This is a genomic window from Bacillus cereus group sp. MG4 (assembly GCF_040460055.1).
GTDB lineage: Bacteria > Bacillota > Bacilli > Bacillales > Bacillaceae_G > Bacillus_A > Bacillus_A wiedmannii.
In genome coordinates this window covers 608,373-632,668 of record NZ_JARVGZ010000001.1, presented here as the reverse complement: position 1 = coordinate 632,668, position 24,296 = coordinate 608,373, and the positions used below count along the sequence as shown (strand labels likewise).

The window sequence follows — 24,296 nt, the reverse complement described above, 5'->3', positions numbered from 1 at the left end:
AATAATTGAATCTATATATTAAAAGTAATGCACATTTTCTATACAGTACTTTGCACAAATATTAATATACTGATAAAAACTTAATAGAAATTAAAACAAAGGTTAAGAAAAGGTAAAGTTTACTAAATTAAATATAAAAATCCCCAATAACCGAAAGCTTAACTTTTGGTTATTGGGGATTTAGTAATTTAAGAGTTAATAATTGCGTATTGATTCGAATCTATCATCATAATTTAATAGAGATTTTTCACTCTGAGCTTTCGGCAAGTAAATCGTTACTGTTGTCCCGACTCCAACTTCACTCATAATACTTATATTCCCTTGATGACTCTCGATAATTTTATAACTTAACATTAATCCGATACCGGTACCTTTTTCTTTCGTACTATAAAAAGGCTCACCTAATCTCTTAATTCTATCTTCAGGTATCCCTATTCCTTCATCAATTACATGAATAATGACACCTTCATCGTTTATCTCTTTAATATGAATTGTAATTTTCCCGCCATCTGGCATAGCTTCGATTGAATTTTGCAAAATATTAATAAACACTTGTTTCAATTGATTTTCTGAGCATTCAATGCTTATGTCTTTGTTGTCTGCATATAGTTCCACTTGAATATTCGTCATAATTGCTTTTGTATTCATTAACGATACGACATTATTATAAATTTGATAAATATTTTTTTGTTCTGTATTTATCTCATCTGTTTTAGCAATTGATAAAAACTCTTGAAGAATCGCTTCTATTCTTTCAATCTCAGAAAGCATTAAATCAAAATATTTTTCTTGATCTTCTTTATTAATTTGAAATAACTGTATAAACCCTTTAATGACAGTTAATGGGTTCCTCACTTCATGAGCCACACCAGCTGCTAATTGACCAATTGCTGCAAGTGTATCTGATTTATTTAGCAATTCTTCTGTCTTTTTCCGTTCTGTAATATCGCGTACAATGATCATAATTTTATCATGTAATAATGGTAAGCATCTAGCTTCAAAGAAATCAACACTCCCATTAATTGTAAGTAGATATTCAACAATTACATTCGTCCCTTTTTCCTTCACTTGATGAATTGCTTCCTGAAATTGCTGTGCTACTGGAGATGGTAATACTTCGAAAAACTTTTTTCCCATAAAAGCTTGTGCCGGTACGTAAAATTTCGAAGGGGATCCTGCTTTATAATCTATAATTGTGCCATCATCTTCTGTTAAGAAACATAAATCTGGTAAAGCCTTAAAAATTAATTCCAATTCAGACGTTTGTTGTTTTAACTGGTCTTCTATCGCTTTTAGATGTGTAATATCTACTCCGACAGCCCAGTAGCTATATCCTGTTACAGGAAACTGTTCTGATATATTGGACCACATGATTGTTTTTATTTCACCATTTTTACATGTTAAGTGCATTTCCCAATCCCTGAAATTTTTTCCACAAGTTAAAAATTTCGTTTGTATTTGGTGACGATAATTATGATCTGGGTACAATAATTGTAAGGCATTTGGATTCCCTATTATTTCTTCAGCTGTATAACCTGTTACAATTTCACACTCCCGATTCCACAAAACAAAATCTCCATTATAATCAAGCGCATCAACCATAACAGGCATGTTTTGTAAAATCGTATGCAGTTCCTCCTCTTTTCGAGAAAGCAACGTTGTATTTTTACTTTGAAATACCTTTGTTGCTCCATCTATAATTAGATTTGAAAGCATTTCAAAGTATTTTTGACAATTGAAAATGTCACTTTTGTTTGACCATACTACAAAAGATCCTAAATGTTGATTGTATAAAAAAATGGGGATTTCAATTTTGGGAAGTTTACATATTTTTATCTCATTTATTCCAAAAGAAAATATACATTCTTTTTCAGCATCAAGAAGTTGATGTGATATGTTGGTTAATTTATAAAACTGTTCTGCCATGGTTTCTATTGTACTCACATCAATAAGTTCCATTAGCCGCGCATTCATTCCTTTTTCACCTCAATATGTAAAATTAATACAAATTCAAAATTTATACTTCTCCATTATACGTAGAATGTGCCTTTAGGTATATAGCTGCAGAATAATTATTCGAATAAATTTTATTTTTCAATTAAAATAGAGAAGAATTTTCGTATAAAATGAAGCCTTAATCAGTACGTATTTTGTTCATCACATATTAATTCTGAATGTACAACCAACCTAAAACGGGTACTCATGCAGAAACCGAATTTTAATATCAGAATCATACACATCGATTTTAGTAGTATAAAAATACAAAAAATATAAAGTTCATAAAATTTTCACAATTAATATGAAAAATATAAACATTTATTCCAATATATTCTATATAATAAAAGTAATAAGGCTTCTATGAATCTCATAGAATACCTTACCCCTAATAAAAAGAAAAAAAGAATCCATTTGGATTCTTTTTTTCTTTTTATATTACATTACATATTTATATAAAGCATGTGCAACACCGTGTTCTTCATTTGATAAAGTTTCGTATTTACACATTGCTTTTATTTCTTCGACTGCGTTCCCCATTGCAATTGATATGTTTGCTTTTTCCATCATGGATACATCGTTTAGCCCATCACCTATCGCTACAGTATTTTCAACCGGAATATTCAGATGTTCTGCTAAAGTATATAAGCCATTGCCTTTTTGAGCATCTCGATGATTAATTTCTAAGTTATGCCAATATGAAGATGTAATTGCTAAATCAGTATTATGCAGAAACGCTGCTTTTAACTTTTTTAATTTTTCTATGTCATAAGAAAATGGTAAAAGCTTATGCACATGTATATCAGTTTCTACAATTGATTTACAACTTTCTGCACTATGAAATGCTGTATGCTCAAGGTATAAAGCTGCGATCGTTTCTAATTCTTTCAAGTCAAAATTTTCTTTTGAATTCTTCACATACTCGATTTCATTACGTACACTCTCTACTCCATAATCCGGTACATACACACCTTTATCAGTATAGAGCTGATAATATAAGCCATTCTCTTCAAGATATTCTACAATCTCAAGTGCTTGCATATTTTGAATTGGATATCTCTTCATCATTTTTTTATCTTTATATATAAGCGCACCATTTTCCGCAATAATTGGACACTCTAAATTAACTTCTAACAACAATCTTTCAATGTCGACGATAGAACGTCCTGTACAAATTGCTACAACATGACCCGCTTCCTGACATTTTTGAATTGCTTCTGCATTCTCTTTACTAATCATTTTATTCCCTGAAAGAAGAGTTCCATCTAAATCAATTGCGATTAATTTCATTATTTCTTCACCACTTTCTATAAATACACGAGTTCATTATAAACAAAAGGTATCGTTTTCATACTGATCTCGTGAAGTACTCCTTATTTATAATTTATGAAAAGCGTTTCAGGTCAAGAAATAATTAATAATAAAATCAAAAACTTTTCTTTTTAAAGAAAAGTTTTTGATTTTATACTATGAACTATAACTAATATATTTCGTCTCACACATGTACACATTCTTTTCATCAGTTGGGACATATATTTTAAACTTTTCTAAACGTTTTCCGTAAATATGAATAGTGACAACGCTTTCGTTTTTAGCTATTTCAAGAATATGACAATCAGCTGGTGGAATGACTTTATCTGTTTCTCCTTCTCCCAAATAAAGATTTCCTGTATGTGTTAAATAAACAAGTGAATTTTCAAACTGCTTCGTTTGTATAAAGTTTTGCACCATTATCCTCCTTGTAAAAACGCCTTCTACTCCCCATGTACCATCATGATCATGTAAAGGTGTAGATTGTCCATCTTTCCATACAAGAGCTAATACTTCAAAACGATTAAAAGGATCTTCATATAACAAATGTCGTGCGTATTGAGCCGAATTCGCCTTCTGTTTTTCTAACGGAAGCCATGTTTTCTTTTCTAAAAGTTCTTCTAGTAATTTTTCAATCGCACAAACAATTTGATCTTCTAATAAATTACTATCCATTAAATCCGTTACAGCTTTAATAAATGTTTGAAACGTTTTACTTCCATTACACGTTAACATAAGCGTCCTCCTCCATTCTTTTTCACACACCTCCATACTAAATAACTAACTAAAATTTTACAATTGAGAAATAAAGTGAAACTTTAATCAGTGGGGGTTTTGTTCATCTCCCACTGATTATTAGTTGAACCAATCGGACGTTTACGGACAGTTGATCTCCCACCTAACTTCTTTGCTCCAACTGAATTTTGAGGTGGGAGTTTTACTGTCCGTTAACGCGGGATAAAAAAACAAGGTACAGTAAATTTGTACCTTGCTGATCGATTTACCTATTATTCAAAAGAATAGGCAAGTAATTTAACGTTTGTTCATTTTCCAATAGACATTTTTCTAAATTGAACAATGGAGATAACTCTATTTTTTCAAAAGTATTTATGAAAGTTCTTAATGCAATCTCAGCTTCTAAACGTGCAAGTGGTGCTCCTAAGCAAAAGTGAGCACCTTTACCAAATGTTAAATGCTTTTCATTTCCTATTCGGTGTATATTAAATTTAGAGGCTTGCGAAAACTTTTTCTCATCTAAATTTGCTGCACTTACCCACGCAACAATCATTTGATCCTTTTTCATAAAAGGCCCAAATATATTTGTATCCTCTGTAATCCTCCTAGCTAATGTAACGGGAAAGCGATAGCGCAATACTTCCTCAATTGCCTTTGAAATTAATTTAGGTTCTTCTCTTAATTCTTTATATGTTCCAGGTGAATCCACTAAAAAGCAATAAAAGCTATTAATAATTAAATTAGTAGTTGTTTCATTGCCTGCCGCTAATAAACCTAAAGAAAAAATAACAATTTCTTCATCTGTTAATCTTTCGCCTTCATATTCAGCTCGTATTAAATCCGAAATAATATCATCGGTTAAATGGTATCTCTTTCCCTGAACAATCGGTAGAAGATATGCTTTAAATTCATTTAGTGCTATACCCTTTTCCGCATCCAGATCATTAAACTTTTCTTTACTATACGGCATAAATAAAATATCAGACCATGCTTTAATTTTTTTACGGTCCGTTGTTGGCACTCCTAATAAATCAGATATGACGGTAACAGGTAAAGGTGCAGCAAACTCTTCAACGATATTAACCTCACTATATTTCCCGATATGTTGTACAAGTTCATTTGCGATAGACTGATATGTAAATATAATAAAAGACGAATGATTAATAGAAATATTCTACGCCACTCGTTTTTTATCGGACTTCTTTTTACTGTACTTTTATTTTCTTTATGAGTTATTAGAAAAATAATTGTCTATATAAGTCTTTATTTTTTCAAAATCCTTTTCCATAAATAAGATTGCTGGTACTTCAATTATTGGAAGATTATTTTCATTATCAAAAGGTGGACACGGTTTAGGAACTACCAAATAGTCAACTGAGTTTTTATCCCTAATATAATTAATTGAAACATCATAGTACTTAGAAAAATATTCCTTCAAATCATCCTGATTCCTTAAAAATGGTAGAGAAAATATTGAACCATAATTTATACCAGCGTCGACAATTAATACAAAGCATATTTTTTTCATGATACACCCTCCTCGTATAATAAGTTTTAAATTAATAACTGTTCCTTGAAAATTAAATAGTTTTTATCTTCAAGAGCTACATCAAAAAAATGATGTATGGGTAAAATTTAGTCTTGGATAAGGTAACACTGATAAAAACAGGTTTCCTTTTTCTTTATATTCAATTAAATTATATCATTATTTTACATGAATTTTCAGACTTTGTTTTTTTTATTTTATTGGTAAACTTATGCTTAGCATGAATTGGAGGGATATATATGATAGATTATAGAATAATTTCAAGAGAAAACTATTCAAGTAAGATTGGAGAGCTTGTAACAATGCTTGAACATACAAGAGATGTTACACTGAGCGAAATCTCCAATTTAAACCAAAGTGATTTAGATTTCTTACCAAACGGTAGTTCAAACACTATTGGTTCTCTCTTATCACATATTGCAGCGATGGAGTTTGTTCATCAAGTTATCTCGTTTGAAAAAAGAGATTTAACTGAAAGTGAATATCTAAAGTGGCGAATTTCTTTAGAACTTGGAGACAAAGCAAGGGAAGGAATAAAAAAGCAATCTTTAGATTATTATTTGAATGAATTATCACAAGTTAGAGAAAATACACTAACATATCTGAAATCAAAACAAGATAGCTGGTTATTCGAGGAAAACAAGTGGGATAATGGTGTGCCTTATAATAATTACTACTTGTGGTTTCACGTTATGGAAGACGAAATTAATCATCGTGGACAAATAAGAACAATTAAGCGATTGATGGGAATGAATAAATAAATCTTATTCAACCAAAGGGTGCTTTACTTGAGAAAGTCACTAGAAGAGTCAAATGATAACTATGAACTGCCCCCAATTGCTAAGTTTTGTTTAACAATTGGGGGCAGTTCATTTATAGCGCATAGGTAATCAGCTTTTTGTTAATCATGAGGTAGATATTTTTAACTAAAAAACCAATTATAGAAATATATTACATATTATGACCCGTTTTTACACGTATCTCGGCTGAACCCCATAATACACTGTATCCCGCTCTTCGGCGCTTCGAAAATATGGGGGCTATAATTAAACAAATACATAAACAAGTCGGAAAGCCGAATCGAAATATGTACGACATAACTGAAACAGGAGAAGAAATTTTTTATGAAATGTTAAGAGAGTTTCCCGAAAAGATTGCGACAAATAACGCTGAATTCCTTGTGCGTATCGCGCTATTTGAAAAACTTGATTACGAAGGTAGAAAAGAAATTTTAACAATACGCCAAGACGTACTACATAAACAGCTTACTGCTATTCAATCTTTACGTGTTAGCTCATCTTTTATTACAGAAGTCATTGAATTTAGTAAATCACGTATTGAACACGAATTGCTCTGGATTACATCACTTATGAAGAAAATATAAAAATTAACAAGAAAAGTTAAAAACAATGAATGAAAATGAGATTTATTATCAATACTATAATTAATAAAAGGGCAACCACGATTTGGCTACCCTTCAAAAATTTATACTTCTGGATCGAAAGTTTTGCAATCTGTTTCTTCCGTAGTTGATGCATGTTTCCCTTTATGACTTACTACATAAATTGCATCTGCACTACATTTATTGCCGTTAGCCCAAAATTTACAGTTGTTTACTTCACATAAAACGTCTTGTGCCATAGTATCACACCTCCTTGTTCTATTATCATTAACAAAATTCGGAGGTATGATACTCTTTGTCATGCATTTTTTATTACCTTTTTAGCTTTCTTAATGGTTCAATATTTCCTTGTACAATAGCATCTATATTTTCTGTTATTTTTTCAATGTCAAAATGCCACCATTGAATTTGCAATAACTCTTCTACTATTGTATTTGTAAATCGTTCCTTTATTTTATTTGCAGGGTTTCCGCCAACAATTGTATATGGTGCGACGTCCCTAGTCACAACAGATTTAGCTGCAATGATTGCACCATCCCCTATTTTTATTCCAGGCATAATCGTTGTATCCATACCAACCCATACGTCATTTCCTATAACTGTATCCCCTTTGTAAGGTAAATCAGACAAATTAGGTGTATACTTCTCCCACCCATTCCCAAATATATTAAATGGATATGCCGAAAATCCATCCATCCGATGATTCGCTCCGTTCATAATAAAGGTAACTCCATTTGCAATACAACAAAACTTTCCAATAGTAAGATGATCTCCAAGAAATTCATAATGATGTAATACTCGATCTTCAAATGTTTCTCCATCTTTCGCATCATAATAAGAATAGTCACCAACAAGTATATTAGCTTTCGTTATTGTATTTTTTATAAAATGAACGTTTTGATTTCCTTCAATTGGGTATTTTACATTTGGATTAGGATTCATGTTGCACAGCACTTCCTTTACCATTTATTTCACTTTCTAACGCTATTACTGGCTTTAAATTGTATATAGGTAAAATAAATAATAATCCAATTATAAATAGTATAGCTGTGCCCTCATACATCGTACTTAATGACAACATCTCTTTTAATGAACCAGCAATACTCATTGTTACTACCATTGAACCGGTGAATAGTGGACTTAAAATGCCATTTACACGACCGATAAAATCAGTATCGCTGTTTTGAATAATGAGCGTATTAATACCTATTTGGATACATGGAAGAGCTAACCCACTAAAAAGTTGTGCTGTAAGTGTCACCCATAAGCTCGTCGAATAACCAATAATACCAATGCCGATCGCCTGACCGAGCATCCCTACAATTAACATCTTTTGCGGAGCAACATTTTTCGCAAATACCATCGCTAAAGCGCCGCCAACAATCATTCCTGCACCATTTACTGTTAGTAACCATTGCAAACTCTCTTTTGATAGTCCTAACTGCTCAGTTACAATAAATATACCAAGTGGCTGAATTAAACCGATACCGAGTCCTGCTGCCATAAAACAAAGCCCTAACAAAGTTAATGCTTTTTTCTTTTTTACGTATTTAATACCGTCTAGCATTTCCTGTAACAACGTGATTTCTTTTTTCTCATTTTTATTCTCAAGATCTTTCGGAAGAAATAACAACACAGCTGCTGCCAGTAAAAAAGCGATACCTGTTATGATGATTGAAATATAAATTCCAAAACTATGAAAGATAAATGTTCCAAGAATCGGTCCTAACACCATAAAAATCGCAAATATTGTTTGATATATAGACATCGCTAATTGGATTTGTTCCGTTGATAAATGCTGTTTAAACAATTTCATACCTGATGGTTGAGAAAACTGCGAAAGGATTGCAGAAATAAGCGTGACAAAAAACACGATTTTCCATGTTCCAAACATAAGTGTAATTAATACAGCGAATACTGAAATGGAACTTAACGTTTCACACCATATCATCGTCTTCTTTGGCTTCCACCTATCAGCAAAGGTTCCACCTATAAAGGAAAAGATGAAAATTGGAGCAAACTCAGCAACCGAAATCATTGAAATAGCAAAAGCATCACCTTTTGTCATTTCCATTACGTATAGTAATACCGCAAAGTTTCGAACCCATATTCCAATTTGTAAAAATAATGCTGATGCAAGAATTCCTTGCACAAACCGATTTTTTAATACTTGTGATACCCCATTGTTTTGTTTCGTTACTACATTTGTCGACATAAAAAAGCCCCCTATTTCATGTTCTGAACAGGAGGCAGCACAAATCATATAAAAAGACTATATATTCGCAGAGCGAAATACATCCCTTTTCTATAAATGCACAGACTAATCCTATTCAGAAGAATATTTCGTTTTTGAACGAAGATCTCTTACAAATAGAATTAGTTGATCATTGGGATGTTTTCACCCTTCCGTTTCGAATTTAAATAACACATACATACTCTATGTAAATCAATTTCGATGTATGCATGTCTCCTTTTAACTATTCTAGAAATTTAAAGGCAATTCCTCTAAAGAACGCATTAAATAATTACCTTGCCATTTAATATCTTCACGATTCCCTTTTATTTGTAATTCAGGCATTCGATTAAACAAAGTAGTAATAGCAATCTTTGCTTCTAACTTAGCAAGTGGAGCGCCTAAGCAGAAATGGCTACCATGGCCAAAGGCGATATGGCGATTATTTTCCCGAGTAATATCGAATACTTCTGGGTTTTCAAATACTGCTTCATCACGGTTGGCGGAAGCTAATGCAATGACAACCATATCTCCTTTTTGGATTGTTTGGTCATGGATTTGAAAAGTTTCATCTGCCCATCTTGAAGTTGTAACCTCAACTGGAGAATAATATCGTAACCCTTCCTCAATAGCTGCATCAATTAATTTTGGATTTTCTTTTAATAACTGTAATTGATCCGGATTTTCGAGAAGTGCTAATACCGTATTTGTTATTAAATTTACCGTCGTCTCATGTCCCGCCACAATTAGTAACATGATCATTGAATATAGTTCTCGGGCGCTAAGTTTATGCCCTTCACTTTCCGCAAGTATTAATGCACTCACCAAGTCTTCTTTTGGCTCTTTTCGTTTATTATCAACTAAATATTGTAGATATGTAATAAACTCAGATAGTTGCTTTTCAGTTTCTCTTATTTCTTCTGGTGTTTCTGGGTAAGCAATGACAGCATGAGACCAAATTCTAAATTTCGCCTGATCTTCTTTTGGAATGCCGAGCATTTCACTTATTACAATAATCGGTAAAGGGAACGAGTAATCATCAACAAGATTTAATGAACCTTTGCGCTCGACTTCATTTAACAAATCATCTGCAATATGCTGTATTCTTCCTTCCAATTGCGTGATCATCTTCGGTGTAAAAGCTTTTTGTACGAGTGATCGTAAACGATTGTGGTTAGGTGGATCTGAATTTAGCATGTGTGTCGTTAAATAATCACTATTATCAACAGTAAGAAAGACATTCAATGTATCTTGAGAAAATACATTGGCCGGATCTTTTTTTAAACGATTATCTTTTAAAAGTGGCAGAGCATCTTCATATCTTGTAATAAGCCACTCTGCACCTAATTCAGTTTTATTCACAAATAAGATAGGTTGCACTTTTCTAGATTCTTTATAAATTTCATACGCATCTTCTTTAAACTGAGCTAAAGCTAAATTAATACCATCCTCTATTCTCAACCCAACTTTGTTTTTCATTGACATCGTATTCCCTCACTCTCATTTGTTTTTGAAAACCAACCAACATATGCATTATACTCTAATAAAAACGAGAAAATTGTAAATTTTCATTCAAAATCTTACTTCGTATATTGAAAAATAAAAAGTGAGAGAGTAAAATCCTTCTACTCTCTCACTCTTATTTACGCAAAGCACATAAAATTACTAATTTGCTGATAGCGATAACTTACTTTACGACGGCGACCACCTTGCCAAGTGTAACCTGAAACCCCATTTCTCCTCACTTCAGTCGGAAAGAACCATAAGTCTCTTCCGAAAGGTCCAGGACGATGCAAACGTAAATAGCCCCATCTCCCTAGACAGTTACACATCCATGATTTCATATTCCCTGCTTGTGCTGGAGAAGCAAATGTAGATGGTAACGATGGCGCTTGTGATGGTGGTGGTGACGTTGGAGCATCTTCCGCATCATCTGGTCTATAATCTTCTTGTTCCAATTCTCTCACTTCATTTACAGACTCATACCCGTAGTTTTGTGGATTATAATACATCCCTTGATCATATGAATAATTTTGCTGGTTATACATATTAACAAATCACCTTCTTTTCATTCAGTACTTTTAACATTCATATGTGATATGCCCCCTATAGGAAGCTTATGTATAGCCTAAATTCATAAAAAATGTTGCAAACTACAAATAGAAGAGATCAAAAATAAATCTCTCCCAAAAGTACCAGGTATATTTAACCTTAAAAAGCCCCATCTTCCTAAACAATTGCACATCCATGATCTCATTTGAGATGTTGGTACAGGAGTAGCAAATGTAGAAGGTAAACTGGGGAGGTTCGATGGAGGTAGTAACTTTGGTGCATCATCTGATTGACATGAACAAAACTGATTGTTCAATGAAATATTCCTCCTAATTATTAATAAACTCTATATAATATATGAACTTTCTTTTTATATGAAACTTCCATAAAGGAAAAACTTCTCTTTTATTCCCAAAAAAATCCCCTTCTAATTCTTTATTAGAAGGGGATTTTTGTTTAATTGCTATTTCAACTTCACACTATAATAACGCATTTCATTTAACGAACCTTCAAATTCAAAAACTTCTTTTTTTATTAGTTCCTTTAAGCGATATTCTAAAAATGTATCGCCAACTAACTGATCCGCAAGACCGAGTGCCTCACCAATTACTCTAGGAGCTTTTAGGAACTCACAATCAGCACCTACACTTTTCGCACATTCAATTATAAATTGATCAAAATAATCTTCTTGAACAGAATGCACTTCATTGTCTGTCCAAACTCTTAAAAATTCCGTACTCTTTGATAGACTATCCCACTCATGTTCAAACTTCATTCGCTTCTCTAAAGTTATATACGGCAATTCTACAAAATTTTTTTGAATTAGAGCTAAACTTTCAGGCGCTAACTCTCCAGTTCCACGAATAGCATACTCTTTTTTTAATATTTCTTTACTTGCTTCAGACGTATTAATAACGCGAATATTTTTCTTATCTTTTAATTGTGCCATTACAAAACATAGACCTACATGTTCATGTGCGTTATTGGCTTTCCAAATTGTAATAGGCGTTTCAATAGGAATAGTGTGTAGTTCCTCCATAGTTTCTAAAAACCTTGGTAAATACTCTTCTTCAAAATAATTATCATACGCAGTTAAATTGTTTACTAACCATTTCTGTCTTGCAAGTTGTCCCTCGTTCATATGTAACTTGTTTATCGGTCCAATTGAAAAGAATTCCGAAAAAGCAACAACCCTCTCTTCCAATCGTTCTTCTTGACCAAGCATATGTTTTAAACATCCAGCTGTTGAATCACCAAAAGCAATATGAACATGTGAGCTTTCTTTTACATCTCTTTTATAAGATGTATTACTCGTTAGTTGTTTAGGAATATCCATTAAATTTTTAATGGTATCTTCACTATAGTCTTCTTCTAACAAATTTAACTGAATTAGAATACTTTGAAGTAGATGTTTCGCTTCATCCTCATACATATCCTCTACAACATTTTTGATTTTATCTATCACACAAATCACTCTATTCATTTCATAAATAACGTGTATTATAGTGTATCATTTTAGTATCATTCTTTTAAAGTTTTTTTAAAGTAAAAGCATTTATTATTCAGATGGCTACAACAATCCACATTTCCAACAAAATCTCTCCTACAATTCTTAATTACTACATATCTTTTGTAAATCCTATCATTCAAATGTATAATTATATGGAAAACAAAAAATATAGGAGCTATATGTATGGAGAAAGCGATTACTACTTATAAACATTATTTAAAAAATTGGAAATTTATATTTATTTGTATATTACCTACTATCGCCTTATTATATGTTGTCGATGTCATCTTTGAACTACTATTTCATCAAGATTTCTATTTATCAAACTTAATTTTTGCTATTATATTATTTTTAATATTTTTTAACGTTATAGATAAGTTTAAAATTGAAAGTTAACGAACAGGATAAAAAAGAGCACCCTGCAATTGGATGCTCTCATGTGATAGAGGTTTTTTCTGAGTATTAAGTAGGACACGAAGGTCTTGTCCTACTTAATATTATATGCTTGTACGTATTTTATTGTGCATCTATTTCACATCAAATGTATACGTATTGCTAAAAATCCTGCTCATATATTTATGTACACACTTTTAAGCTTCCATAAACTTAGCCGGTACACCAATTTTTTCAACTACAGAAGATATATTAGTAGGATTAATCATTACATTTTCAATACTAACTAATTTATTTTCTAATAGTCCATTCTCTGTAGTAATAAGTTCTTCAAATCGATCTAGAGTCATCGAGAATTTGTGTTCGCTTCCGCCATTCATACAGACTTTTACATACTTCATAGTGTCACCGCCTTTCATAATAATCTATATTTCGATAAGAAGACGCTTACATCCTTTTATTTCCTACTAAATTTCTCACTTTTACTCCTTGCTAATTCACGTTTATTTATTTTAAAGAAAGAAAGTACTATTTTATGTTCACGTTATTATTGCTAGTAAGAATAATAAAGATAAAAATGCACAAAGTGGTATATATAAAACAGTATCCATTCTAGCAAATTGAGTATCTTTTTTTCGCTTAAAGATACCAAAATAATGAAACTCTCCAATTACTCTTATGAAAAAAACAATCATACAAATCCAAGATCCCAATTGAACAAATATATTAGGAACTGCGAAATGAACAACGTTTGTTTGTTGTAATAAAATCATTGCTGCCATACTTAATAATAGCGCAATGAACAATGTCATCCCTGCACCTGGTATAAATGCCTTTTCTCCGGATTTTGTTGGAATGACACTATTTGTCGCCCACTTACCTCCGAAAGCCCAGTAGACATGTAAAAAGCTAACTAAAAATAATATACAGACAGAAATATATGTAATAATAAGCATTTTGTCCTCCCATTATTTTATTTAAGTCTTCAATTTTAGAGTATGCTATGAATTCCTAATTAGCAATCTATATTTAATTACATAAAAAACCCTTCAATGATAAATCATTAAAGGGTTTACTGAAATTTCTTATGCATTATGCCTGTTTCTACGACGTTCCATTCTCGTTTGTCCTTGAACAGTACCTTCTTTATATTGATGTATTTGCTCTGGCAGTTCATATGTTGCAGTTGCAGCTGGAGCTGGTTCTTTGTAATTATGCTCACGTATTTTTTCTGGCGTTTTTCGTTTTGATGCTTTTCCACCAAACTTAAATAATTTTATCTTTACTTTCGGCAATCTTGGAAGTGGAATCTTAAATGATAATTTTTTACGTTTCTTTTTTTGTTGAAATAGATTAATATTTTCTTTATTATTTTCTTCCTCTTTTCGGTGCAATAACATCGCAAGTAACCCACCTAATATAAGTCCCCCAATTAAAAGGAGAATATACAAGTAATGGCTCGTCATTAAACTCGACATACGTTCAAGTATGATTAATGACTGTACTTCTTTAATATCCCATAGTAAAGCGGCCCATAATGAGACTAAACCGAAAGTAAGTCCATATGTACGAAAACGGAATAGACACGGAATTAAAGCGACACATGCTGCAATTTTCGCGTTCGCTATTATCGAACTTATTGAAATATCTTGATACCAAATGACTAACAGTAGTGTTATAAATGGTGCATACGCTATCCAGCTACATATGCGTGAATATATTTTTTTTGCAAAATAACTACCGAAACTAGTAAAAAATAAAAGGCCTCCAATATATAAAGATTGTTCAAGTGGGATTTGCTTCATAATTCCTGCAACTGGAAAGAGGCCGCTTAATAGCATTAATAACACATCTAATTTCTTCACAATTCCTCATTCCTTTCAAATTTCTTTTGAATCCATTCATATTGCTTTTCCACATGGTGAAGTTTTTCATTTCTAAAAAACATCTTAATCCTGTATGGAAATAAAGTAAATATGTAAAAGAGAAGTTACATGACAAAAGATATCCTTATTTACATGAAAAAATGACAAATCCTGACCTATATAATGAGCAGGATTTGTCTATTATTATTTAAAATAGAATAATTGAATCTTTCTTTTCTATTTTTATAATATCTACATCCAATTCATCATCAAACTCTTTAAACTCTCTTGCATCTATATCCGTCATATAGCTCTTTATTACTTTCGCCATATGCATGGAATATGGCATGTGTATATTCTTTTCCAAAAGCATACTTGAATTACAGCACATATAATGTACCATTTTGGCAATATAATTCCTTTCTACAGCTTTTACACCTAGCGGTAAAATTTCGAGTATGTATCGCTGCAATGTTTCACTACCATTAAACGAATACTCACCAGTGCTATAATACATCCCTTTTTGATCTACATATAAACTTGTACCCTCAGGAACACCATCACGTTCTATCACACCGTATTTTGGTGTATCAAAAGCTGTATTTATTCTTATTACGTTTAAATTAGGAACCTTTAGCTCATCAGGAACAATCTCCGGTAAAATATCTACATCAATTTTTTTATTTTGTAACTCTTTTATCCAATATTTTCTTAAATCCGCATCTACAATGAAATACACTTGCTCATTTTTCTCTTTTGCACGTTGTAAAATTCCCTTTAATGTTTCAAAAACAAATTGTTTAAATTGAATTCCCATATCATTTCTTTTTGAAGGTTGCGGTAAAAAGGTATTATGTTTATTTATATTTAATAATAAGCGATCAATCGTTTGCCACTCTGTATTCCCATATAATTTATATGAAATTTCTTTTCCTTTTATTTGTGAAAAAATAGGTAAGAAATCAAATTTCGAGATTCGCTCAATTGATAAATTAACATATGTACAGGGTAAATTTATTTTATTCCAACTACGTTTCAAAAATCCTTTTTGTTCTAATAAACTAAGAATACAATTTATTATTGTTTTACGGGTTACACTTTGGCCTATAAATAAATTAATAAATGCTGAAATACGGTTTGTTCGTGCAAAGCCTTCTCTAACGATTTGCTTTGGATCAATTTTTTCACGCCCATCACAATTTTTCATTGCGATTAACGCCAATGTCGCATCATTGCGCTCGCCTGCAGTAGCATAAACCGCTTTCATAACATCCTCTACTAAATTTGTTTTGTATTTCTGGCAATATTGCATTTTATATGGATTTTGCAATACTTTTTCAATATTATATCTTACTATTTTTAACAATATTGGAGAATCTGCATTTAATACATATAATGACTCACCGATTTGAGCTAACACAATTTCACTTTCAAATAACGCTTGTTCAACTTCCAACGATATTTTTTCAGACCATATTTCTAACGTTATAGTCTCTAATCCCTTTGGTGCAATTAAAGGAAATAATTCATTTTCATTATTTGTTGCTACCTTTTTACAGTCTGGTAGTAATGTGAAACAAGAGAATTTTTGCTGAAACCCTTTAAATAGATACTCTCTTTCCTTTACTTTTATACCTGGTTTTATTTTAGTACCTTGAACTTTATATATTCTCTCATTGTATGGAAGCAACACCCTAAGGTTTGCTCCTAGCATATAATCTTTCGGATATTGAAGAATATGCTCTAATTCAACTTCTCCACCTATACGAAAATCATCTTTTAAATTTCTAAATATCTTAATCCATTTTATACCGTTTGTAGCTTGCTGTACTTTTAGTTTTACAAACCGAACTTTTTTATTATTCGATGCAAATTCTGGAGTAGAAATTAAAATCATGCCTCGTTTTCTTCTCAAAAGCAAAGGAATATCTGGATGGTTATATTCTTGATAAAACCTCCGAATTCCTATTGAAACATTTAATAACGGAATATTTTCGCCTCCGCGCGTGATACATTCAAACCGATATACATAGGCGAAATAATCTTGAGTTTTTTCATCTTTAATAGGCTCTGACATAGCCTCACAAATATTTTGTGATCTAAGAGGAGAAAAGTATATGTCTTCTTCGTTTATGTTTTCTAATTGTATAGGACGTTCACAAAAAATATGGGAAATTAAAGCGGGTACCCACTTAGAATATATTTCATTATCATGTAGTACTGTTAAATTAGAAATTAAATCGTAATGCCATTCATATTTTGGTGATTCTATTAATTTATTAGGTTTCCAATCATGAATAACCTCATACCAACTTTGGAAAATATAATCGAGCTGTTCTTTTCTAATAGGTTCTTTACATACAATCCATGGTGTATTTTCATTTAATACATACGGATTATGCTGAATAAACAATATATCAGAAAACATATCATATAATCTTTCATTCAACCGTTTCAACTTACTTGTTAATAAAAATGTCTTATAATGTATCTCTACAATATCAAGCCATTCAATAGGAAAATATATAAATGATACACTTTCATTTAAAAGAGGTTCTACTATATTTTCAAATGTTAACAACTTTAATTTTTCCATAAAATCATTACTTCCTTTCTTCATTTTTCTTGATTACAAAAAAACTAAAGTATTATCACATAATCTAATTATCTAAAAGAATAACAAATACCGCTTATCTGACTTACATATTAATGACATGACTCTGATAAAAGTTAAAAGAAATTATCATACATAGCCCCCTTTTAAATCGTAATTATATTACATTCGGATTATACATTATATGTTGCGTATTGTATTTGGGATTTACAATAATTTTACAAAAGATTATAAAAGAGGTATTGACCATACATATGTATATCAAAACCTCTTTTCACTATCCTATTACCTTTTTCGCTTCTGTATTCACTGGCCACTATTCTAATATTAAGAATGAATAAGTATATATAATTGAGCATAGAGAAGATAAAATGGGAAGAGGTTCCCATTTCCATACTGCAGATAATGAAAAAGGATACCCACTGGAAAAAAAAAGATATAATCAACACTCTGGACATTATCCGGAAGATTTTGAAGGATACAAGAAAAAAGGAAGAAATGAAGAAACTAAAGGTGTGAAAAAATTTGAGTAATATGAATAAAAGCCGAATCGAAATTCTAAAAATGAAAGCAAAAAGAAACGCTAGTAGAAAAGAACTGATAGACAAACTTTCTAATATTGTTACGATTTCTATAGACTCATTTATGGATGCCGAATCTAATGATTTATTTTGTAATGAATTATTTAATACGCTAGAACAAAATTCAAACATAAAAAATTTTGGTAGCACTGATTATGAAGAAAATAGAAGACTATCAATAGCGCTGTTAAAAGAAACAGCTAAAACTATTCAATTTCCAGTTAATCAAGGGAGACTCTTTTTCTCTAAGGGTGGTAAATTTGAAGCAGTTAAGCTAAACATTGCTGAAGTATTTGATAATTTAGAAGAATTATCAACCATATCAAGATTTCTAACTGGGTATGCTGATTTTATATTAGTTGGTGATGATTTAGAATACGGCGTATGTATCGAAAGAACAGAATATCATTATGAATTCAGTATGTGGGGAATAACGAAAATCTAAATTGCGAAAATAATCCAACTTCAGATTATGTAAATCAAATCCTATTGGATGAAAACAATTGGCTTGCATCTAAAAATAATTAATTAGAAGGAATTGGGATACCTGCCGCTACTTTGATTCAAATGAAATAGAATGGCATTGAAGATAGCTAAAAAGGTTCTCAGTTAAGAGAACCTTTTTCACTTCATATACACATAGACTTCATTTGCCGTTACATAGTATGTTTTACCTTTGCTATTTTGTACTTTATATTGTGGTGATCCATTGACAGTTACTTTCGCCTCAATTTTAAATCCTAAACCTGCAGCTACTAAACTAGCAACATCTTTTATCCTGCCAAGATGGAGTATTATAGAAACGTAGATTGTTAACTTAAAAAAAGGAATTCATCATGAAAATGATATAAAATTATTTAAACATGAATACTTTGAATCTCGATTTGAAGGAATTTTAAAACTGATTATGTAACAGCACATCGTAAGACAGTTGCTTCAGGACGACCATGGGATCTACCTGAAACTGAGCCAATTTTACCGATTCCAGGTACATTCCCTGTTTCAGTATATTGATATCGCATGGATAAGCTGGTTTGTTGCCACCATAACGAGGAATCCATACAAAGTCAGCTTTTACATTTGCCATACCAAAAGGAGCGTACACATATGATGACCGACATATAAACCAACTTTCTTAGCCCCTAAACGGTATAACTCATCAATGCCTGCGTTCCTGCTCTCATATCATCTATTGTTTTCACTTCTACATCTGCAAACCAAACGGTTGCGCTCTTGTCACCCCGCCCCCAGAAGTCTTGCACTCCTTTCTTTGCATCGGCAATGGAAACAAACGACAAAATGCATAGTTACCAAATGGAATGTTATGCTGCTTCATACTTTGTACATACCCTTTATATAATGGATCAACGTAATTTGAGCCATCCTGCACACGTGCAATTACAAAATCCAAGTACTGTTTTGCGACTGGCCAGTTAATGTTACCGTTCCATTTTGAAACATCTACGATTTGTCCCATTATTGACCCTCTCCTTTTTTCTCTTCTTATCTTTGTTTCCCACCTAAAATTTCAACCGCATTGGTTAGAGCTGAAGGTAAAGGGATTCCAATACGACCAACATTTTCTAACAATGAAAGCAATTCATTCCCGATGAAAAAGAAAATCGTTGCTTCACGAATTGCACTGTTTGTTCCCATAATTGGATCAGCTTGAGTGTCTGCTGCGACCAAAAGAAAAAGCACCACCTTTTTGACGATGCCTTTAAAACCAACTTTACTTTTCAGTTCTCCATTAAATCCTGCTGCGAATACACCGGTAATATAGTCAATTGCTTCCATAATACCAAGAACTTTCAACGTTGTATCCCATCCTCCCAAAGAGTATCCGCAGAAGCCACCGAATGAAACTATAAATGCTTTCAGTAATACATCGATACGATCCATCTTTTCACTCCTTATTTATAATAAAAAAAGAGAGACGCTTGTCCCTCTCTTAATAAGTACTTTTATTTTTATATTTTAAATCATCCCTTTTAATATTAAACCCAAAACTGACATAGTGATTGCGCTAATAATAATTCGCAAAATCCAAGTTGTATTCATGCTAATCTTTTCTAATTGCTTATTAATTGTTGTGCGGGTTTCTAAATTACGAATATCTCGCATGATTTCTTTTTGTTCTGCTTTTAAACTATCAATTTTCACATAAACATCTTCCAATACGTTCACATCCTTTTATCATCTTAATAAAGCAATCTTTACATGATATGAGACAACCTTATTCATGGTGAATTTATCGCAGGAAATCCCATACAAAATCCGTATTTTGTGCAAAATAAAAACAGCTTACGGCTGCTCTGATTTCTCATTTATTAATTTTCGAACTAACTCTTCTAACGTTGCTATCTTGTTGTTTATTAATGTAATCTCTTATAAATAAATTATGAATCGCCTTTAAATAAGGCGATTTTTTATTTTTTAAAATCAATAACAATCACATAAAAACGTTACTATTAATCGGAAACAATAAATTTCTTAACTTGATGGTAATGGATCATTATGTTCCTTTGACGAATTACGCTTCTTTTTATGCCGTTTCTTCACTTACTCATATCTTCTATTTTATGTAACTAAGCCAAATACTTTATCACGGTCTGGACTACGCTGTCTCGCCATCTACATTTCACCTGTCACCTCCCGTTCAAGTTTTTATATTTTCATGAGTTCACTACTTATGCTGATTGCTAAATAAATTTTATTTAAAAATATTTCTCGTTTATTTGTTACGAACTTCCTTTTGGTTTGTATATAGCAATGTAAGATAAAAAAGAGCTAAGGGGGTCGGGACATGAACCTTAAAATCAAAACACCAAACGGATTTAAATCATATTTTTACATTTCACCAGAATTTATTAGCACTATCGGATTATCCATCTTATATCTCCACCTAGCAGGAATCATTTGATTTTTGCTTTTCTTTTTCGTTCGTTTGTTTTGTTAAACGCTAAATCCAATTGAGACTGTGCCTTTCAAATTATTAAGTATTAAAAATCTTAATAAAAAAAGAGTGCTATAAAGATATGCACTCTTTTAAAAGACTTTACCAATCTCGACGATCATCACGATCACGGTCATGATTACGTCTGCGACGACACTCATCACAATCGCAGTCACGTCTACAATGACAGTCGTTAAAATCGTTTCTTCTGCGTCTACGACCGCATCCGCAAAATACTAAATCATCCCAAAATCTATTACAATCTCGAGAATGTCCAAAATTATTGTTGCATCCCATAGATATGATTCCCTCCTCTAAAAATAGAATTCATCATATTCTATGAATAAAAGTTGAAAACAGCTTGTTTACTAGCCTATGTTTTTTGTTTTACACTAATAATATTCCAATTTGCAAGTCTACCTCGCCCCTTATCTTTCCTTAACAACAAACAAGACGCCAACCAGATCATGGCAGCGTCTACGATAATTGATATTGGTCTTATCATTCGGCATCATTCCTATTTCTTAAATAAAACAGAATCAACGATTGTTAAAACTACCCAAGCTATTCCGAGAAACACTGCAATTATTGGCGTCAACCAGAAGTTGTGATACCATTTTGTGTAACTACTCATCTTCCACCATTCATGGAGTGGATTAAGCCCTATCATTTATAACAACCCTCCCCCATTTTGTTCAATAAAAAGAGAGCACCTGCGCCAGTAGATGCTCTTAATGTGATAAAGAGTTTCTTATGAGTATTGAAATAAGGTAGATACAAGCGAGTGAGCCTGTCCTACACTCTTCAATATATGTAAAGGGGCAAACGAAAAAGAGCAATCCCCTATATATAATTAAAGCACCTGTATATCAAACGTTTATACCACCAATCAACCCAGCAAATATACCAGGCTCAATAAGAAACACAAAAGCCACGCCACTCACACATCGTGGCTGACTATATAAATTCAATTGGTCTTTTCGTCCTTTTTGCGGATTCTTACCGCCCTTGCCCGTTCTCCGGTAACGTTTTGATAAAGGGGCTACGCTATCCCCACACTATTCTTCTTTCAAAGAACTGTATAGATATAGAGTAATATTGATTCTGTTTTGAGAAATCCCCGGAAACGTCCCCTTTTTATCGAAAAAAGGACCTGCATTTATGCAGGTCAAATATAAATTAGTGACTTTACTTAGATAAGATTACTGATGGATTTCATATCACTTATTCTGTTGGAGACGGAAATCTTGCAGCTTCAAAATGCGTACTATTTTCTACAGTAGAGATAACTCCAGCTACGCTACTTTGTGCAAAAACTTCGACTACATCCCCAGCATTCAATTGAATTATTGATGAAACGGCAACAACATTAGCAAAGTTTATTGGACCAAAAAAATCATTATCTATTGCAATTGCTGGATTTCCATTAACTCGAATTTCTACCCGCGCTCTATAGTTTACGTTTATATTATTGGGAATGAACGCAATTGTTCCAATAACAGAATAAACACCTCTTGTCTTTGGTATAAAAATGGATGTTGCAGGGTTATATTCATTTGCTAAATCAAATTGTTCATTTTGGAATAAGACTTTTACAAAAGTATTTGCTGGCACATTCTGATTAACTGTGCTCACAGCTCTAAAAGCAGACGCTCTTACAAGATTGTATTGGTTATCATCAGAACAACAATTCACTTTTACATTAACCCAAGGCTTTTCATCATGTTTTTTATCACATTTGTCATAACTCTTACTACTTTTATGACAATCATGATATTTCTTTTTGTTATCCTTACAATGATCATAGTAGGAATAAGACATACTAGATTCCCCCTTCAAATTTATCACTACATACTATGTAAGATAGATTAAAAAAGTTTGGACGAGCTGTTACTATTTTTAATAAAATAAAAAAGCCCCACCATAATGGCAGAACACTACTAAAGTAAAACATGTAAAGTAGAAAAATCTATCTCAACGGTACAAAAAGCCATAATTTTATTTTCACTAGAATTAAAACACATTCATATAATCCCTAAAGCAGTAGCTATCAAACGGATAGCTACTTTTTATTCTCATAAAAATTATCACGTCGCATCATCAACTCGTTATAAACATAGGAATCTTTGACTTTTTCATTCCTCAAATACTTTAACTCAATAATCTGTCGCTGCTCTTTATCAAGTGCATTCTGTAACGTCCGTTCAATTTGTTTAAAGTGTATCTCATGATTCATATCATCACCTTTCATTTTAGGAAAAAGAACAATGCCCTCAGCTTGAGCCTGTTCTTCTTGATTTTTCATTCGGACACACAATGCTTTGTAGTTTTTCAGCTCCTTCACCACAAGTCTTCGCATCTCCTTTTCATTGATGTCTTCAAAAAATAACAATTAATTCATACGATACGGTTCCTCTCAGTTCGATCTACTTACTTGAATGGTTCTCCTTTTTTGGCCAGACTATATTTGTATATCTAGATTGTCACCTTTAGAACGAGCAGTTAGCTTTTGCTAGCTGCACTTTGTTTGTAAAAAAAGAACTCAATTAACTGTACGCACATATAATATTCTGCGTTCCTTTCTTTATAAAATAGTCGTTACAAAATGAATCTCGTCACGAGAGCACTTTATTAAGTGCTCTTTTTTGATTTTTGAATACTTATCAATTAAAATCTTTGTTTGATTTATAAAATAAAACTGCTTGTCCATTTCAACCCATTCACCATCATATATTATCTAACCACTATGATCGTATAATTCTTCTTGCATTTTCCATTCACTTCGATACATTCTTTAATTCCTCTTAACAATCCTTACACTTCTAGATAATTGCATTCCAACTTCATGATTTGCTTTTTGCTACCTTTACCTCCTATAACGAGCAATCATAAGAGGTAAAGGAATGAATGAAGAAAATATTGTTTTACATGGAACTGCTATTAAATCAAGTTTAATCGATTCAACACTTCTATCTATTTTTCGTCATTCACTTTACCAACAGAAGCAACAGGAGAAACAGGTTCAACTGTATTGATTCAGGAATCGAATCTTCATATATATATTAAAAGATTTTTGGAGTGAACCCATGTTCCTTATATATTA

Annotated in this window: 26 protein-coding genes and 4 pseudogenes; 6 read left to right on the top strand and 24 right to left on the bottom strand. The window is 32.1% G+C overall.

Annotation, left to right across the window (positions count from 1 at the left end; all coding sequences use genetic code 11):
* Window positions 1–195 precede the first annotated feature (195 nt).
* From QCI41_RS03215 to QCI41_RS03195, 5 genes and pseudogenes are all read right to left on the bottom strand, one after another.
* A complete protein-coding gene (locus QCI41_RS03215; RefSeq protein WP_353838363.1) occupies window positions 196–1,974 on the bottom strand; it encodes an ATP-binding protein in 1,779 nt (592 codons plus the stop codon).
* A 459-nt stretch (window positions 1,975–2,433) separates the two neighbouring features.
* On the bottom strand, window positions 2,434–3,285 hold the full coding sequence (locus tag QCI41_RS03210; protein ID WP_353838364.1) for a Cof-type HAD-IIB family hydrolase: 852 nt from the start codon (window positions 3,283–3,285) through the stop codon (window positions 2,434–2,436).
* Between the two features lie 177 nt (window positions 3,286–3,462).
* Window positions 3,463–4,041, bottom strand: a complete 579-nt coding sequence (locus QCI41_RS03205; protein WP_353838365.1) for a cysteine dioxygenase family protein — start codon at window positions 4,039–4,041, stop codon at window positions 3,463–3,465.
* A 265-nt stretch (window positions 4,042–4,306) separates the two neighbouring features.
* A pseudogene (locus tag QCI41_RS03200) lies at window positions 4,307–5,173 on the bottom strand (cytochrome P450); the annotation flags it as partial.
* A 93-nt stretch (window positions 5,174–5,266) separates the two neighbouring features.
* Entirely contained in the window at window positions 5,267–5,569 is a 303-nt protein-coding gene (locus tag QCI41_RS03195; protein WP_000717614.1) for a hypothetical protein, read from the bottom strand.
* Window positions 5,570–5,826: 257 nt separating this feature from the next.
* On the opposite strand from QCI41_RS03195, the gene QCI41_RS03190 reads away from it, so the two are divergent.
* Window positions 5,827–6,348 (top strand): DinB family protein, encoded by a 522-nt coding sequence (locus QCI41_RS03190; RefSeq protein ID WP_353838366.1) that lies wholly within the window; start codon window positions 5,827–5,829, stop codon window positions 6,346–6,348.
* Between the two features lie 218 nt (window positions 6,349–6,566).
* Window positions 6,567–6,971: a PadR family transcriptional regulator gene (locus tag QCI41_RS03185; RefSeq protein ID WP_353838878.1), complete on the top strand. Its 405-nt coding sequence runs from the start codon at window positions 6,567–6,569 to the stop codon at window positions 6,969–6,971.
* 101 nt (window positions 6,972–7,072) lie between these two features.
* On the opposite strand, the gene QCI41_RS03180 is transcribed toward QCI41_RS03185, so the two are convergent.
* The 7 genes and pseudogenes from QCI41_RS03180 to QCI41_RS03150 all read right to left on the bottom strand — a co-directional run bounded on the left by QCI41_RS03180 (window position 7,073) and on the right by QCI41_RS03150 (window position 12,739).
* A complete protein-coding gene (locus tag QCI41_RS03180; protein WP_000046089.1) occupies window positions 7,073–7,228 on the bottom strand; it encodes a DUF1540 domain-containing protein in 156 nt (51 codons plus the stop codon).
* Between the two features lie 73 nt (window positions 7,229–7,301).
* The gene (locus tag QCI41_RS03175; RefSeq protein ID WP_001069228.1) at window positions 7,302–7,931 is read right to left on the bottom strand and encodes a Vat family streptogramin A O-acetyltransferase; all 630 of its coding nucleotides are present in this window, start codon (window positions 7,929–7,931) and stop codon (window positions 7,302–7,304) included.
* A complete protein-coding gene (locus tag QCI41_RS03170; RefSeq protein ID WP_353838368.1) occupies window positions 7,921–9,204 on the bottom strand; it encodes an MFS transporter in 1,284 nt (427 codons plus the stop codon). The genes QCI41_RS03175 and QCI41_RS03170 overlap by 11 nt, the downstream gene beginning before the upstream one ends.
* A gap of 267 nt (window positions 9,205–9,471) precedes the next feature.
* Entirely contained in the window at window positions 9,472–10,707 is a 1,236-nt protein-coding gene (gene cypA, locus QCI41_RS03165) for a cytochrome P450 (RefSeq protein WP_353838369.1), read from the bottom strand.
* A 158-nt stretch (window positions 10,708–10,865) separates the two neighbouring features.
* Window positions 10,866–11,270: a hypothetical protein gene (locus tag QCI41_RS03160; protein WP_353838370.1), complete on the bottom strand. Its 405-nt coding sequence runs from the start codon at window positions 11,268–11,270 to the stop codon at window positions 10,866–10,868.
* Window positions 11,271–11,395: 125 nt separating this feature from the next.
* A pseudogene (locus QCI41_RS03155) lies at window positions 11,396–11,590 on the bottom strand (hypothetical protein); the annotation flags it as partial.
* A 147-nt stretch (window positions 11,591–11,737) separates the two neighbouring features.
* The gene (locus QCI41_RS03150; RefSeq protein WP_353838371.1) at window positions 11,738–12,739 is read right to left on the bottom strand and encodes a DUF1835 domain-containing protein; all 1,002 of its coding nucleotides are present in this window, start codon (window positions 12,737–12,739) and stop codon (window positions 11,738–11,740) included.
* Between the two features lie 228 nt (window positions 12,740–12,967).
* Between QCI41_RS03150 and QCI41_RS03145 the strand changes: the two genes are divergently transcribed.
* On the top strand, window positions 12,968–13,180 hold the full coding sequence (locus tag QCI41_RS03145) for a hypothetical protein (protein WP_353838372.1): 213 nt from the start codon (window positions 12,968–12,970) through the stop codon (window positions 13,178–13,180).
* Between the two features lie 194 nt (window positions 13,181–13,374).
* Here QCI41_RS03145 and QCI41_RS03140 read toward each other — a convergent pair whose 3' ends face one another.
* The 4 genes from QCI41_RS03140 to QCI41_RS03125 all read right to left on the bottom strand — a co-directional run bounded on the left by QCI41_RS03140 (window position 13,375) and on the right by QCI41_RS03125 (window position 17,638).
* Window positions 13,375–13,578, bottom strand: a complete 204-nt coding sequence (locus tag QCI41_RS03140) for a hypothetical protein (protein ID WP_000878362.1) — start codon at window positions 13,576–13,578, stop codon at window positions 13,375–13,377.
* A gap of 138 nt (window positions 13,579–13,716) precedes the next feature.
* Entirely contained in the window at window positions 13,717–14,133 is a 417-nt protein-coding gene (locus QCI41_RS03135) for a DUF3995 domain-containing protein (protein WP_353838373.1), read from the bottom strand.
* A 129-nt stretch (window positions 14,134–14,262) separates the two neighbouring features.
* Complete coding sequence (locus QCI41_RS03130; RefSeq protein ID WP_353838374.1) at window positions 14,263–15,042, bottom strand: DUF3959 family protein; 780 nt, start codon at window positions 15,040–15,042, stop codon at window positions 14,263–14,265.
* 208 nt (window positions 15,043–15,250) lie between these two features.
* Complete coding sequence (locus tag QCI41_RS03125) at window positions 15,251–17,638, bottom strand: RNaseH domain-containing protein (protein ID WP_353838375.1); 2,388 nt, start codon at window positions 17,636–17,638, stop codon at window positions 15,251–15,253.
* 365 nt (window positions 17,639–18,003) lie between these two features.
* Here QCI41_RS03125 and QCI41_RS03120 point away from each other — a divergent pair, with 365 nt between their 5' ends.
* Window positions 18,004–18,189, top strand: a complete 186-nt coding sequence (locus QCI41_RS03120; protein ID WP_353839244.1) for an HNH/endonuclease VII fold putative polymorphic toxin — start codon at window positions 18,004–18,006, stop codon at window positions 18,187–18,189.
* Window positions 18,182–18,682 carry a YxiF family protein gene (locus tag QCI41_RS03115; RefSeq protein ID WP_353838376.1) on the top strand — a complete coding sequence of 167 codons (501 nt, stop codon included), beginning with the start codon at window positions 18,182–18,184 and terminating at the stop codon, window positions 18,680–18,682. Before QCI41_RS03120 ends, QCI41_RS03115 begins: the two co-directional genes overlap by 8 nt.
* A gap of 179 nt (window positions 18,683–18,861) precedes the next feature.
* On the opposite strand, the pseudogene QCI41_RS03110 reads toward QCI41_RS03115, so the two are convergent.
* From QCI41_RS03110 to QCI41_RS03075, 8 genes and pseudogenes are all read right to left on the bottom strand, one after another.
* Window positions 18,862–19,054: pseudogene (locus QCI41_RS03110) on the bottom strand (N-acetylmuramoyl-L-alanine amidase); the annotation flags it as partial.
* 157 nt (window positions 19,055–19,211) lie between these two features.
* Window positions 19,212–19,714, bottom strand: a pseudogene (locus QCI41_RS03105) (glycoside hydrolase family 25 protein); the annotation flags it as partial.
* A 26-nt stretch (window positions 19,715–19,740) separates the two neighbouring features.
* Window positions 19,741–20,139 (bottom strand): phage holin family protein, encoded by a 399-nt coding sequence (locus tag QCI41_RS03100; RefSeq protein WP_353838377.1) that lies wholly within the window; start codon window positions 20,137–20,139, stop codon window positions 19,741–19,743.
* A 75-nt stretch (window positions 20,140–20,214) separates the two neighbouring features.
* Window positions 20,215–20,415 (bottom strand): hypothetical protein, encoded by a 201-nt coding sequence (locus tag QCI41_RS03095; RefSeq protein ID WP_353838880.1) that lies wholly within the window; start codon window positions 20,413–20,415, stop codon window positions 20,215–20,217.
* 880 nt (window positions 20,416–21,295) lie between these two features.
* On the bottom strand, window positions 21,296–21,490 hold the full coding sequence (locus tag QCI41_RS03090) for a hypothetical protein (protein WP_080000129.1): 195 nt from the start codon (window positions 21,488–21,490) through the stop codon (window positions 21,296–21,298).
* 220 nt (window positions 21,491–21,710) lie between these two features.
* Window positions 21,711–21,863 (bottom strand): hypothetical protein, encoded by a 153-nt coding sequence (locus QCI41_RS03085; RefSeq protein WP_353838378.1) that lies wholly within the window; start codon window positions 21,861–21,863, stop codon window positions 21,711–21,713.
* Between the two features lie 554 nt (window positions 21,864–22,417).
* Complete coding sequence (locus QCI41_RS03080) at window positions 22,418–23,014, bottom strand: ABC transporter permease (RefSeq protein ID WP_353838379.1); 597 nt, start codon at window positions 23,012–23,014, stop codon at window positions 22,418–22,420.
* Between the two features lie 241 nt (window positions 23,015–23,255).
* Entirely contained in the window at window positions 23,256–23,540 is a 285-nt protein-coding gene (locus tag QCI41_RS03075; RefSeq protein WP_353838381.1) for an ArpU family phage packaging/lysis transcriptional regulator, read from the bottom strand.
* 556 nt (window positions 23,541–24,096) lie between these two features.
* Between QCI41_RS03075 and QCI41_RS03070 the strand changes: the two genes are divergently transcribed.
* Window positions 24,097–24,228 (top strand): hypothetical protein, encoded by a 132-nt coding sequence (locus QCI41_RS03070; RefSeq protein WP_001001490.1) that lies wholly within the window; start codon window positions 24,097–24,099, stop codon window positions 24,226–24,228.
* Window positions 24,229–24,296: the final 68 nt, after the last annotated feature.